The organism is Marivirga tractuosa, from assembly GCF_042140215.1.
GTDB classification, from domain to species: Bacteria; Bacteroidota; Bacteroidia; order Cytophagales; family Cyclobacteriaceae; genus Marivirga; species Marivirga tractuosa_A.
The window spans coordinates 4,666,447-4,680,537 of the sequence record NZ_CP159478.1; the positions used below are offsets into that span (position 1 = coordinate 4,666,447).

The window sequence follows — 14,091 nt, forward strand, 5'->3', positions numbered from 1 at the left end:
AGATTCCTCAATTTAGAAAGTTTACTATAAATAAACATAAGAGGAATTGATTAATTATATGTTAAATTAATTGACTTAATGCGATTTCAAAAGAAGTCTTTGAAATATTGACATTAGAATTACTAGCTTCAAAAGTTTTACGGAGCGCTCTTTCAATTGTTCTGGAAGTATCCTCAAAAATAGCTTCATCTGTAATTTCAGCATTGGTGGTCATTAGGTAGGCAAATACCCTTGCCATTCCGCAATTGGCAATAAAATCTGGAATAACAGCCACTCTATTATCAGCAAAATCTGCAATCGGCCAAAAAATATTTCCTTGTCTGCGAAAGGAACATTGGCACCGGCAGCAATCACCTCTAATTTGGAATCTATCATTTCCTCCACATGCTGTTTAGTAATTAACCTTGAGGCAGCAGCAGGTATAAAAACTTCAGCCTCTAGTACCCAAATTTTTTCGTTAATCTCATCAAACGAAATCAAATCATCTGATATTAATTCGTTACCTTTTCTATTGAGGAATAATTGAGTCAGTTCTTCTAATGAAAAGCCCTCTTTATTTATTAAGCCACCATTTCGGTCTATAATCCCCACAATTTTAACCCCCGCTTGAGCTAAGAAATAGGCCGCTGATGCTCCAACATTTCCCCAGCCTTGAATAATCGCCCTTTTCTCATTTAAATTTCCACCCCAAATATGGTAGTAATGCTCAACCGACTTTGCCACTCCAAAACCTGTCACCATATCAGCAACAGTGTATTTCCTTTTGATATCCGGACTGTAAGTAGAGGCTTCAATTACCTTGATTACACCTTGTCGAAGTTGGCCAAGTTTTTTTATTTTTTCTGGCTCTGTGGCATTAAAATGTCCATTCACCACACCTTCTTGCGGATGCCATAAACCATATGCTTCTGTGATGGGAATTACTTCATGAATTTCATCAACGTTCAAATCACCACCGGTTCCATAATAGTTTTTCAATAATGGAAATACAGCCTTATACCATCTTTCCAATACTCCTTTTTTTCTAGGGTCGTTAGGATCGAAGTTAATCCCTGACTTTGCTCCGCCAATTTCAGGGCCTGAAACGGTGAATTTCACTTCCATGGTCTTCGCCAAAGATTCAACTTCATGCTTATCTAAGCCTGGTCTCATGCGAGTTCCCCCACCTGCAGCACCACCTCTCAGTGAATTGATCACTACCCAACCTTCTGCTTCTGTTTCAGAATCTTTCCATTCAAATACTACTTCGGGTCGTTTATTCTCAAATTTCTCTAAGAGTTCTTTCATTTTATTCAGTTTAGTCAGTTCGTAAAAGTATAGGTGAAAATCTCACCCATGTTTCCAAAGCGCCAAAACTACAAAAATTAATTTCAAATGTTGCCTAGCTTTTGACCAGATATGCTATTCGAATGAGCACCGGTAACTGAAGCCAAGGTGTTCCATTCGTTTCTCACATTTAAAACCCCTAAAAATGCAAAAATCAAAGCCTCCTTATAGTTTACTATTTTTGGATCAGCTACTTTAAGCTCATAATTTTCATCCAACTTGGATTGAAGCCTTTCAATTAAAAAATCATTAAAAGCTCCTCCACCAGTCAATAGAACTTTACCTCCTTTTTTAGCTGAAACTAATGTATTGCGGATTTGTGTTGCGATATGTTCCACCGCAGTAGCAAGCATATCTTCTACGCCATATTTATTCACATCAATTATTGAAAGGATTTCAGGTTCGATTAGTTCTATTCCTAAACTTTTTGGAAAATCTTTCTTAAGAAAAGAAAAATCATTCCACTCCTTTAATAATGTATGGATTATATCTCCAGATTTTGCAAATAAGCCTTTATCATCATACTCTAAACCTTTAAGTTGGGCCAAAGTATTCAACAGAATATTGCAGGCGCATATATCATAAGCTATTCTTATATGCTCATTATTTAAGAAAGATAAATTTGCAATTCCTCCCAGATTGATACAAAAGTCGTACTCACTGAATAATAATTCATCGCCTATTGGCACCAAAGGCGCACCTTGCCCACCTTTTGCCATATCAAGTGTTCTGAAATCTGAGATTACTGGACAATCCGTAATCGCATGGATAAAATTGGGATTTCCTATTTGTAAAGTGAGTTGGTTCTCTGGTACATGAAAAACAGTATGGCCATGGGAGGCAATGAAATCAACTTTCAGTTTATTTTCATCAATAAATCCTTTTACTACCTTTCCTATCCATCTCCCTAAGTTAACATCCAATTGATGTAATTCCAGCCCATCTAAGTGAATCGACTCTCCTAATTTGGATTTCATCTCTTCAGGATATTGTATTGTTTCGCAATTCAACACTTTCCAATCCCATATTTGATTAGATAAAAGTTCAAATCTGCAAAATGCAATATCCAATCCATCTAAGGAAGTTCCAGACATTAAGCCGATGGCATTGTAGGTGTGCTTTTGCATAAATTTATTTAATTTTAGATTTGAAATATAGAAATATGAACTTAGCCATAGACGTAGGCAATACTAAAACTAAAATCGGTTTTTTTTCTGAAGACCGCTTAGAATTTACAAAAACTTTTGAATCTCTTTCCGAACTCAACCAGTTTTTAGATTCAAAAGAAATAAATTCAGCCATTATTTCCAGTGTAAATATTCCATATGAAGATCTCTTGAAAAAAATATCCATCCTAGATAAACCCATATTGTTAAGTAATAAAACTCCATTGCCTTTCGAAAATAAATATAAATCTGAAACCATAGGCTTAGATAGAATAGCTGCTGTAGCAGGTGCACAAACCTTATACCCAAATGAAAATACACTAATTATTGACTTAGGTACTTGTATTACTTACGAAGTTCTTGAAGACAATTCTATTTATCATGGAGGAGCAATTTCTCCAGGTTTATATATGAGATTTAAGAGTATGCATAATTTTACTGCTCGTTTGCCGTTGGTAGAACCTGAATCAATATCTACTTACATAGCAGATAATACAAAAGATGCTATGCAAAGTGGTGTTGTATTTGGAATTCAGGCTGAGATAGGAGCTTACATTCAAGAAGTTAAAAGAAAATATTCACCGCTTAAGACAATAATTACCGGTGGAGATGCAAAATTCTTTGAATCTAAAATAAAAGAGCCCATCTTTGCAATCCCTGAATTAGTTTTGTTGGGTTTAAATGCAATTTTAAGATATAATGCGTCACTTTAAGACCGGCTTAATTGCCAGTATTTTTTCCATATTATTTATTTCTTCCTCCTTCTCGCAAGAGATGGTTTCGCCCTATTCGGCCTATGGCATAGGACTGATGGCTGAAAAAGGCTATGTATCCAATAACGGGATGGGGAACGCAGGAATAGCTTACCAAAGCCCTTGGTTCATTCCAGTATTGAACCCTGCTTTATTAGGAGGACAACGCTTTACTTCATTCGAGGCGGGGTTAAGCATTTCTCAGAACAACATAAGCGATGAGGCGACACGTTTTACTCAAATAAATGGAGGACTAAAATATGCGGCCATAGCATTTCCTATAGTTCCTGGTAAATATGCTTTTTCAGTTTCTTTAAGACCACTTTCCTCCAAAAATTATGAGATTTTAAGAAGAAGTTCTAATCAAATACCTGACCCTCAGGCTCAAACCTCCAAATTTGAAGGAGAAGGAACAATCTCACAATTTAGCTTAGCTAATGGCTGGAACATTACGAAAAATATAGCCATTGGAGTGGAAGCCAACTATAATTTCGGCAACCTCACTGACAGAACCGTTTACGAAAACATCATTAATCAAGGTGACACTTTAAGTGTCCCTTACTTGGTATCAGCAGAATACACTGACAATTTTTCTGATTTCTCATTTGTATTCGGAACTAATTTTACAAAAAAATTGGGCGAGAACTTCTTGTCATTAGGCGTTACCTATGACTTGGAAGCTAATTTAAAAACCACACGAAATTCATTTTTACAACTCTTAAGTCTAACAGAAAATCCGCTTCGTGCAGAAAATACAGAAAACTCATTTTTAGAATCAGATGTGGAGGGCACCACAGTAGTGCCTCAAAAAATAAGTGCAGGATTAAGTTATGTTAAGCAGAATGCATGGGCAATTTTAGCCGATTTTTCCTATCAGGATTGGTCTACTTACAATAGTTTCGGAATTGCAGATAATAACTTTGGAGAGCAAATGAAATTAAAATTTGGAGGTGAATTTACACCTAATGCGCAATCTGGTACTAAGTACTTTGAAAGGATAACCTATAGGGCTGGCCTTAACATTTCTAATGGCCCATTAGTTATAAATAACAACTCTATAAATTCATTTGGCATAACTTTTGGTTCTAGCCTACCTATAAGTAATATATCAAATGTAAATTTAGCATTTGAAGTAGGTCAAAGAGGAACATTATTAAATAATTTGGTGCAAGAAAATTATTTAAACCTTAATTTGAGTTTTACTTTTAATGATAGATGGTTTTTACGAAGACAGTTTGATTAAATTTTAAAAAAGATGAAGAGAATTCTATTAACACTAGCATTACTAATATTTGCACAAGCTACTATGCTTGGGCAAAATGGCTGGAACTGGCCGGAAGATCCGGATAAGAAGGCAACTGCAATGGAAAAAAATGCACTTTATTCTGATATGCTTACAGCGGAAAAGTATGAAGCTGCAAAACCTCCTTTGGAATGGTTACTGAAAGAAACACCTGATTTAAACCCGTCTATTTATATACAAGGAGTTAAAGTATATGAAAATTTAGCGGAAACTACCACAGGTGAGAAACAAAAAAACATCCAAGATTCTGTGGTGCTATTGTATGACCTTAGAATGAAATATTTCAATGATGTTGAAAATGTTACCAACAGAAAAGCTTCTGGTGCATATGATGTGTGGAAAGAAAGAAAAGATAAGTATAAAGACTTATATGAAATCCACAAAGAAGCTTTTGAAATGTTAGGAGCCAAAGCTTTTATCTCCACTACTTTCCGTTATATGGATGCTGCAAGGAGATATAAATTAACTGGAGGCCCATTAACTGATTTGGATATAATCGAAATCTATGATCAAGTTCAAATTGTTCTGGATGAAATGGAGGCAAATGGAGAAAGTAAACAACAAATCCAAAGAGCTAGAGATTATATCGAAAAATTATTCAATGCTTCGGTAACTATTAATTGTAGCATGATTGATGAAAAACTTTATCCTAAGTTTATAGAGAATGAAAAGCCAGTTGAAGACGCTGAAAGAATTGTTAAATTCGGTTTAGCTGGGGGTTGTACTAGCTCGGATTCTTTCATTGACGCGGCAAAAGTTGTTCAGGAAAATACTCCAGAATTTGGTTTAGCTAGATTAATTGCCTTGAAAAGCAAATCAAAAGAGAACTATGAAGAAGCGGCAAAGTATTTCGAAGAAGCTTTAAAATATACTGAAGATAATATCAAAAAAGCAGATGTTCATATTGAATTGGCAGACATTGCTTCTAAAACTGGTAATAGGTCTAAAGCAAGAAGTTATGCTTATGAAGCTTTGGATGAGGATCCATCTAGAAAAGAAGCCTACACTTTAATTGGAGATTTATACCTTAAAAGTTTCCCTGATTGTAAAGGAGGAGAGGATATTGTAAAAGACAGAGCGGTTTATATTGCTGCTTACAATATGTATCAAAAAGGTGGTGCTACAAATAGAATGAGTGTTGCTAAAGAGCAATTTCCTTCTAATGAAGATATCTTTAACTATGATTACGAAGTAGGTGATGAAGTTACCGTTGGATGTTGGATAAACGAAACAGTACAAGTTCAAATTAGGGACTAAGATTATAAATATAATTTTTAAAAGCGGTCTGGAATTCAATATCTTGACCGCTTTTTTTATTTTTGACAAATGAATTGAATATTATTTAAGTACAAATATTTACCAACACACTCTAATACCTGAATAAATCGTGACCTATATAAAGCAATAAATAAACATGAAACAATTTTTCACCTTCCTATTTGTTTTGACCATTTTTGCCTGCTCATCAGGATTGGAAAAAAATAAAAATTTTGAGAAGTATACTGGCCCAATAATGGAAGCCGATACTATTGAAATTCTTTATTCTGATTCTGCTAAGGTTAGAGTTAAAGTGAAAGCCTCAAAGCAATATGAATTTGAAAATGGGGATAGAGAATTTCCGAATGATATTTTCATAGAGTTTTATGAACCTGACGGAACTATGTCTTCTACTTTAGAAGCCAATTCAGCTTACTTTACCAAAGAAACTCAAATCTATAAAGCAGAAGGAGATGTAGAAGTAATTGGATATATTGAACCAAGAAAGCTTAATTCTGAAGAATTATACTGGGAGCCTGAAAAAGAAGAAATTTACACCGAAACCTTCGTAAGAATTCAATCGGAAGATCAGATTTCTACAGGGACTGGCCTAAGGGCAAAACAAGATTTTTCAAGTTATAGAATTCTCAAGCCAAGCGGTACCATCTATTTAGATGAAAAAGATTCAAGCAATCAAGAGGTTAAACGTTCACCTACAGAACCTGAGAAACCTAAATCAGAAAACATTAAAAGAAAACCCGTTAAGAAAACCATAAAAAGATCGAATGAGCTCAAAGAAGAAAAAAACAAAGAATAAAAGTTCAGAGCCAAAGAAACCAAAAACTAATTTTATAATTATTGGTTTAGCATTTGCTTTCTTTATTATTGGTATTCATCAATCTATGACGGTGGGCTTTGAATATTCTTATTGGATTTTTATGTTATCTATAAGTCTCTTACTTTTACATAGATACCTAAGACAAAAAAATAAAGCGGAGGATAGTTCTAAATAAAAAATGGATAGCAGTTATTTTATATATATAATCGTTTCTCTACTCTTTTCTGCATTCTTTTCAGGAACAGAAATCGCTTTCATATCCTCCAATAAGCTTCATATTGAATTGCAAAGCCAGCAAGGCATCATATCTGGCAAAATACTCTCTAAATTTCTAGAGAAACCTTCCTCTTTTATTGGAACAATGCTTATAGGCAATACGATTTCTTTAGTAGTTTATGGTATTTATATGGCTAAAATGATAGAGCCCATTTTAATTACAAATTTACCTTTATTCTTTCAAAATGATGTATTTATTTTATTAGCTCAGACTTTTATTGCAACCATATTTGTTCTATTTATAGCAGAATTTACCCCCAAAAGCATATTTCTGCTTAATCCAAATGGATTATTATCTTTCTTTGCAGTACCCCTTTGGCTAATTTACTACCTAACTTATCCTATTGTTTTCTTTATAGTAAGCCTATCAAAAGTATTTATAAAATATGTGCTTAGGCTAAATTATGAAGAAGACAAACCAGTATTTGGATTAACAGATCTAGATCATTTTGTTAAAAACACGGTTCAACTTGACCATCAAGAAAGTAAAGTAGAATTAGATAAGAAAATCTTTAATAACGCACTTGAATTTAAAACTATAAAAGTGCGGGAATGCATGATCCCAAGGACTGAGGTAGTGGCTGTAGATATAGAAGATACAATTGAGGAATTAAAGGATGCATTTAATGATAGTGGTCATTCTAAGGTGTTGATTTATAAAGACACTATTGACGATGTTATAGGATATTGCCATTCATTAGCGCTTTTCAAAAAGCCCAGTACAGTTAAAGAAATTTTAACGCCTATAATTATAGTACCTGAAACCATGCCAGCCAATGAATTAATGATACAATTCATTCAAGAACATAAAAGCTTGGCGTTGGTCGTAGATGAATTTGGCGGCACATCAGGTATTGTCAGTTTGGAAGACATCATTGAAGAAATTTTTGGCGAAATTCAGGATGAGCACGATGATGAAGATTTAGTAGAAGAAAAAATCTCAGCTGATACCTTCGTTTTTAGCGCAAGACTTGAAATCGATTATATAAATGATAAGTATTTATTGAACCTGCCGGAAGGGGATTATGATACGTTAGGAGGCTTTATCTTGTCTATAACAGAAAATTTTCCACAATTAAAAGAAGAAGTCAGTAGTCCTCCATTCCGATTTGTGATAGAAAGTATGGAAGAAAACAGAATTAATCTAGTAAAATTAATTATCACTAACCCGAATTAAGCTAAAAGTAATAAATGGAATCACTTTGATATTAATCATTTATACTATTATTTTGCGAATCTTTGAAATAAACAAACATGGGAGTATTTAATACATTAAGAGTAAAAATGGGGTCGGTATTGATCGCCCTGATAGGATTATCCATTTTAGCTTTCTTGCTAACTGACTTGCTTGGGCCTGACTCCATGCTATTAGGTGGCGGACAATCTAATGATGTTGGTGAAATAGCCGGTGAAACTATCAACTTACCTGAATATCAGCGTAAGGTTGAAGAATTCAAAAACAACTTCAGAGCTGGAAATGGTAGAGCACCTTCAGATCAGGAAATGAGTTCGATCCGTCAACAAGCTTGGGATTTCCTTATTATTGAAAAAGCATTTCAAAAGGAATATGATGAGTTAGGCCTTGAAGTCACTAATGAAGAATTGGTAGACATGGTTCAAGGTGATAACATCAGCCCGATTGTTAGACAAAATTTTACAAATCCTCAAACTGGTGAGTTTAATAAGGAGCAAGTTGTTAATATTATTCGAAATATTGCGCAGGCTCCCGCAGAACAACAAGCTCAATGGTATTCATTTGAATCTTCATTAGTTCCTGCAAGGGCTAGAACTAAATATGATGAGCTCTTAGCTAGTTCTACTTATATCACAAAAGCGGAAGCTGAAAGAGCCTATCAAAAAGAAAATGAGACGGCTGATTTAGAATACTTATATATTCCATATTACTCTGTGAAAGATTCTTTAATTAACCCTTCAGAATCAGAATTGAAGAGTTTTTACAATGAAAACAAGGAAAATTATGAAACTGATGCTTCTAGAACTATAAGCTATGTGGGTTTTGAATTACTCCCTTCTGGAGAAGATTCTACTATGATTAAAGAAGAAATTGAAGAAATTAAAGCTGAGTTTCAGAAAGTGGAAGATGATTCAGCTTATGCTCGTCAAAATTCTGATAGAAGCAATTCATTTAAAACATATCCGATAGCACAGCTTCCTAAAATATTAGCTTCAAATACTAATATCCTTAAAGAAGGTGATGTAATAGGGCCATACATTGAAAACGGAGCTTATGTTCTTTATAAAACATCAAAGATTTTTGATGATACGGTATCTTCTGTAAAAGCAAGCCATATTTTGATTGAGGCTGAAGATGATAGCGATGAGGCAGACGCCAATGCAAAAAAAGAAGCACAAGAAGTACTTCAAAAAGCAAGAAGCGGTCAAGATTTTGCAGAATTAGCGAAAGATTACAGTGATGGTCCTTCTGCTACAAATGGTGGAGACCTAGGATGGTTCAAAGAAGGACAGATGGTGGACGAATTCAACGAAGCGGTTTTTGCAAAATCTGGAACTGGCGTTATCAATAATGTGGTTAAAACACAGTACGGCTACCACGTGATAAAAGTAACAGAAGAAAAAACAGCTAAAACATATAAAATAGCTACAATCCACAGAGAAATATTGCCATCTGAATCTACTAGAGATAATTTATACAGAAAAGCAGATCTATTTGCTGCTTCTAATGCCAACTACAGTGAATTCACAACCTCCGCAAAAGAAAGTGAATACAATGTTAGAAGTTCAGGTAAGATGTCTCCTAATCAAAGAACGATTGGTAACCTAGGATCTGCAAGACCATTAGTAAGATGGGCATTTTCAGATGCGACTAAAGGTAAAGTATCTGAAGTATTTGAGACAGATTCTCATTATGTGGTTGCTGTATTAACTAATGAAACAGAAAAAGGAACTGCTAATTTTGAGGACGTAAAAGCAGTAGTATCCAGAGAATTAAGAGAAAAAATGCAGGGAGATATCATTAAAGAAAAACTTTCTGAATTATCAGGTAACTTGAATGAAATCGCTAATGCATATGGCGCTGATGCTAATGTTTTCTCTACTACTAATGTGAAAATCTCTTCTAATTCATTAGCAAATGTAGGACAAGCTCCAAAAGTAATGGGTACGATCTTTGGATTGGAATTAAACACTCAATCGCAACCTTTAGAGGCTAATAATGGTATAGTAATCGTAAATGTGCGAAACAGAACCGCTGCACCAGAAGTTGCAGATTATAATTCTTATAAGGATCAATTAGCACAAAGTAGAAAAAACAATGTTTCATTTGAAATTAAATCAGCAATTGAAGAAAAAGCTGACATTGTAGATGAAAGATATAAGTTCTATTAATTTATTATATACTTAATATTTTAAGGGGCTTTTAAGCCCCTTTTTTTGTGAGAAAAAAAAGATAGAAAGAATGAGTACAGAAAAAGATATCGAATCTTTTAGAGAAAAACTGGAAGCTGTTTCAGAATGGCCGAGCCTTTATATGTTTAAATTTATTGTCGAAGCAGAGAAACAGGATCAGATCAAAGATATATTCGAAAACCACGAGGTAATTGTGAAGCCCTCAAGTAAAGGAAAGTATGTGAGCTTAACCATAAAAATGTTGGCTAATTCTGCTGAGCAGATTATTGAAAAGTATATGGAAACCAATAAGGTAAAAGGGGTTATTGCATTATAGCCTTTCTTAGTGTAACAAATCGTTTTTGGAGCGGTTACATATACTAAAAGAAAACATTATGTGGAAAGAAGAAAATAATACGTTAAAAAGAACATTTGAATTTAAAGATTTTACTGAGGCTTTCGGTTTTATGGCACAGGTAGCCATAATTGCTGAGAAAATGGGTCATCATCCTAACTGGTCTAATGTTTACAATAAAGTCAGTTTTGAATTGACCACTCATGATAAAGGCAATACCATTACTGAAAAAGATAGAAAGCTTGCAGAAGAAATTGATAAATTAGTTTAAGAAAATCTTTAATTTTGGGGATGGAGCAATCAGAAACTCAACTTTATTTGGTGCCCACCCCCATTGGTAATTTGGCGGATATGACCTACCGCGCAGTGAATATTCTGAACACGGTAGATGTGATATTAGCAGAAGACACCAGAACATCAGGAAAACTGCTAAAGCATTATGATATAAAAAAACCGCTTCAGAGCTTTCATATTCATAATGAGCATAAAAAGGTAGAGCAAGTAATTGAAGAATTAAAAGCTGGAAAAATAATGGCATTGATATCCGATGCTGGAACACCCGGAATCTCTGATCCGGGTTTTTTATTGGCCAGAGAAGCTCTGAAAAATGACATCAAGCTGGAGTCCCTCCCAGGAGCTACAGCCCTTATACCAGCTCTTATCAAATCAGGCTTTCCAAATGATAGATTTATATTTGAAGGCTTTTTGCCGCATAAAAAAGGCAGGAAAACAAGGATAGAAAACCTTAAAGAAGAAGACCGTACAATCATTTTTTATGAATCTCCACACCGTTTACTCAAAACATTGAAACAATTGGCAGAAGTAATGGGAGAAGACCGTATGGCATCTGTCTCTAGAGAGCTCACTAAATTATACGAAGAGACCCTAACAGACACACTAGAGGGCTTGATAGAACATTTTGAAAACACTGCTCCAAAAGGAGAAATTGTATTGGTATTAAATGCTAAATCATAAATTCAAACTATGAAAATTATCATGAGTCTTTTGTTATGCCTTTTTAGTTTAAATGGTATAGCACAGTATAATACAAATTTATCAGAAAGTGCTGAGATAAGTTTGATAACGGTGTCCCCTGGTAACGATTTACACTCTAATTTCGGTCATTCTGCCGTTTGGATACTAGACAAAGAAAGAAACTTGAGTATCGTCTATAACTATGGTATTTTCGATTTTGATACCCCTGGTTTTTATATGAAGTTTACAAGAGGGAAATTAGATTATAGATTGGGTGCTGGAAGTATCAATTATTTGGTGAATTCTGCCAATGCTGAAAACAGGTCTGTATTCCAACAAAAGCTCAATCTCAGTTATAAACAGAAAAAAGCAATATATGCTTACCTAGTAAATAATATTCAACCTGAAAATAGGTATTATAAATATGATTTTTTCTATGACAATTGTTCTACAAGAATAAGAGATTTACTGGAGGATGTTTTGGGAGAAGGACTAGTTTGGGAAAAAGAGGCAGAAGGCTACACTTTCAGAGAATTCTTGGATATTTATTTAGAAAATAAACCTTGGCAAGATTTCGGTATTGATTTAGCACTAGGTCAACCAACTGATGATCTGGCAGATAAAAGAAATGAAATGTTTCTACCTGATTTATTAATGATGCATTTTGATGAAGCTACTTATAATGACAAACCAATTGTTGAAGATAAAATCATATTATATGAAGCCGAAAAAAATGAAGATGCCGCTAGCTTTCAAATTCTCCCTGAGTACATCACTTGGTTTCTTTGTCTATTTGGTATTTTCTTAAGTGTAAGGCATCATAAATCTAAATTAAGTGATGTTTGGTTCAACAGACTATTGTTTATCATTACTGGTCTTGTGGGCTGTCTCATTTTCTTTCTTTGGTTTTTGTCAGATCATGTGGCGACTGTCAATAACTGGAATATCATTTGGGCTTTCCCATTAAATTTATTTTTAGCCTTTTTACTTTTCAAAAAACCAGCTAAAAAATGGCATACGGTTTTTTATGCAGTCTTTGGGATTGCTCAATTTATGGTATTAGGATTCTTCTATACATTACCACAAGCTATGCATGCAGCAGTTTTGCCCATTGTGTTATATTTTGCCTTTAAGTCATTTAATCTTTTATACAGAACCAAAAAAATGAATACCTGATGAAATTAAACGCTATCCACCAAGAAGCCATCAAATTAGTTAAAGAAGTAGGCGAGTTTATCAGACATGAATCCGAGAACTTCAATACTGATAAAGTAGAACATAAAGGCTTTAATGATTTGGTCAGCTATGTGGACAAAGAGGCTGAGAAAAGATTGGTAGAGGGTTTAGGTGAAATACTTCCTGAATCGGGATTTATTGCCGAAGAAGGTACCTCTAATAAAAAAGGTGAAGAATATAATTGGATCATCGATCCTTTGGATGGCACTACTAATTTTGTGCATGGTCTGCCTGTTTTCTCTATAAGTGTGGCTTTACAGCAGAATGATGAGATAATATCAGGTATAGTGTTAGAAATCAATCGAGATGAATGCTTTGAAGCAGTTAAAGGAGAAACTTCGAAATTAAATGGAAAGCCAATTTCTGTTTCAAAGAATATTGATTTGTCTCAAAGTTTAATTGCTACTGGCTTCCCCTACAATGATTTTGATAAAATGGATGACTACTTATCCATTTTAAAACATTTGATGCAAAACACGCATGGTTTAAGAAGGTTTGGCAGTGCTGCAGTAGACTTAGCCTATGTAGCCTGTGGAAGATATGAAGCCTATTTCGAATACAACCTGAATGCTTGGGATGTGGCAGCAGGAGCTTTTATCGTACAACAAGCTGGTGGGAAAGTCAGCCGATTTAATGGGGATGATGATTTCATTTTTGGAAGAGAAATAGTATCTTGCTCTTCTGATGTGTATAATGAACTATTAGCCATACTCCAGAACCGATGGAAACACAATCAATAGAAAGCAAAAAAACAATCTTACTTGTACCTAGGGATCAATTTGTTAGCCCTCAAACCTCAAGAAAATTATTCTATATAAGTAGCTTCTTATTTCTAGTTGCAGGAATTTTTATGGCTATGGAATTTTTTATGGAAAAGGGCGATAATGGGAATATTGTACAGTTTGTTTTTTTTATTTTAGCTGGTATTTTTTATTTTATTAGCGCCAAATCATCTTACAACAAGAAGCTTATGCCATATTTTGAGTTAACTGAAAATGGTATAAAAATAAAATTAGGTTTATTTAAAAACCCATATTTTATTGAATGGAGTAAAATAAGAAAGATTCAATTTGGACCTTTTAAAATCGGCATTAAACATAGATCAGACTGGCAATATTTCCCTTATATTACTGATAAAAAGACCTCTATCCAACTAAAAAGAGAGATAGAACAATTTGCAAAAGTAAAAAATATCGAAATTGAAAATATGCTAAAAAGGCAATGATTAATGCGTCTTTAAA

General features: G+C 34.2%; 13 protein-coding genes and 1 pseudogene. 12 read left to right on the forward strand and 2 right to left on the reverse strand.

The genetic code is table 11. The features are described 5' to 3' along the window. Nucleotides 1–61: 61 nt before the first annotated feature. Both ABWH96_RS20765 and ABWH96_RS20770 read right to left on the reverse strand, forming a co-directional pair. A pseudogene (locus tag ABWH96_RS20765) lies at nt 62–1,287 on the reverse strand (Glu/Leu/Phe/Val dehydrogenase dimerization domain-containing protein). Nucleotides 1,288–1,370: 83 nt separating this feature from the next. Next, nucleotides 1,371–2,453 carry an anhydro-N-acetylmuramic acid kinase gene (locus tag ABWH96_RS20770; protein ID WP_375579398.1) on the reverse strand — a complete coding sequence of 361 codons (1,083 nt, stop codon included), beginning with the start codon at nt 2,451–2,453 and terminating at the stop codon, nt 1,371–1,373. Nucleotides 2,454–2,488: 35 nt separating this feature from the next. Between ABWH96_RS20770 and ABWH96_RS20775 the strand changes: the two genes are divergently transcribed. The 12 genes from ABWH96_RS20775 to ABWH96_RS20830 all read left to right on the forward strand — a co-directional run bounded on the left by ABWH96_RS20775 (nt 2,489) and on the right by ABWH96_RS20830 (nt 14,075). Further along, a complete protein-coding gene (locus tag ABWH96_RS20775; protein ID WP_375579399.1) occupies nt 2,489–3,205 on the forward strand; it encodes a type III pantothenate kinase in 717 nt (238 codons plus the stop codon). Continuing rightward, complete coding sequence (locus ABWH96_RS20780; protein ID WP_375579400.1) at nt 3,192–4,487, forward strand: hypothetical protein; 1,296 nt, start codon at nt 3,192–3,194, stop codon at nt 4,485–4,487. The genes ABWH96_RS20775 and ABWH96_RS20780 overlap by 14 nt, the downstream gene beginning before the upstream one ends. Nucleotides 4,488–4,499: 12 nt before the next feature. Then, on the forward strand, nt 4,500–5,804 hold the full coding sequence (locus tag ABWH96_RS20785; protein ID WP_375579401.1) for a tetratricopeptide repeat protein: 1,305 nt from the start codon (nt 4,500–4,502) through the stop codon (nt 5,802–5,804). Between the two features lie 157 nt (nt 5,805–5,961). Next, on the forward strand, nt 5,962–6,621 hold the full coding sequence (gene lptC / locus ABWH96_RS20790) for an LPS export ABC transporter periplasmic protein LptC (RefSeq protein WP_375579402.1): 660 nt from the start codon (nt 5,962–5,964) through the stop codon (nt 6,619–6,621). Between the two features lie 199 nt (nt 6,622–6,820). Further along, nucleotides 6,821–8,095 carry a hemolysin family protein gene (locus ABWH96_RS20795; RefSeq protein ID WP_375579403.1) on the forward strand — a complete coding sequence of 425 codons (1,275 nt, stop codon included), beginning with the start codon at nt 6,821–6,823 and terminating at the stop codon, nt 8,093–8,095. Nucleotides 8,096–8,172: 77 nt separating this feature from the next. Then, nucleotides 8,173–10,284, forward strand: coding sequence for a SurA N-terminal domain-containing protein (locus tag ABWH96_RS20800; protein WP_375579404.1), 2,112 nt, complete (start codon nt 8,173–8,175; stop codon nt 10,282–10,284). Between the two features lie 70 nt (nt 10,285–10,354). After that, nucleotides 10,355–10,621, forward strand: a complete 267-nt coding sequence (locus tag ABWH96_RS20805) for a DUF493 domain-containing protein (RefSeq protein WP_375579405.1) — start codon at nt 10,355–10,357, stop codon at nt 10,619–10,621. 58 nt (nt 10,622–10,679) lie between these two features. Further along, on the forward strand, nt 10,680–10,910 hold the full coding sequence (locus tag ABWH96_RS20810; RefSeq protein ID WP_375579406.1) for a 4a-hydroxytetrahydrobiopterin dehydratase: 231 nt from the start codon (nt 10,680–10,682) through the stop codon (nt 10,908–10,910). Nucleotides 10,911–10,930: 20 nt separating this feature from the next. Beyond that, complete coding sequence (gene rsmI / locus ABWH96_RS20815) at nt 10,931–11,614, forward strand: 16S rRNA (cytidine(1402)-2'-O)-methyltransferase (protein WP_375579407.1); 684 nt, start codon at nt 10,931–10,933, stop codon at nt 11,612–11,614. Between the two features lie 9 nt (nt 11,615–11,623). After that, on the forward strand, nt 11,624–12,790 hold the full coding sequence (locus ABWH96_RS20820) for a DUF4105 domain-containing protein (RefSeq protein ID WP_375579408.1): 1,167 nt from the start codon (nt 11,624–11,626) through the stop codon (nt 12,788–12,790). Continuing rightward, nucleotides 12,790–13,590: an inositol monophosphatase family protein gene (locus tag ABWH96_RS20825; protein WP_375579409.1), complete on the forward strand. Its 801-nt coding sequence runs from the start codon at nt 12,790–12,792 to the stop codon at nt 13,588–13,590. The genes ABWH96_RS20820 and ABWH96_RS20825 overlap by 1 nt, the downstream gene beginning before the upstream one ends. After that, nucleotides 13,572–14,075, forward strand: coding sequence for a hypothetical protein (locus tag ABWH96_RS20830; RefSeq protein ID WP_375579410.1), 504 nt, complete (start codon nt 13,572–13,574; stop codon nt 14,073–14,075). Before ABWH96_RS20825 ends, ABWH96_RS20830 begins: the two co-directional genes overlap by 19 nt. Nucleotides 14,076–14,091 lie beyond the last annotated feature (16 nt).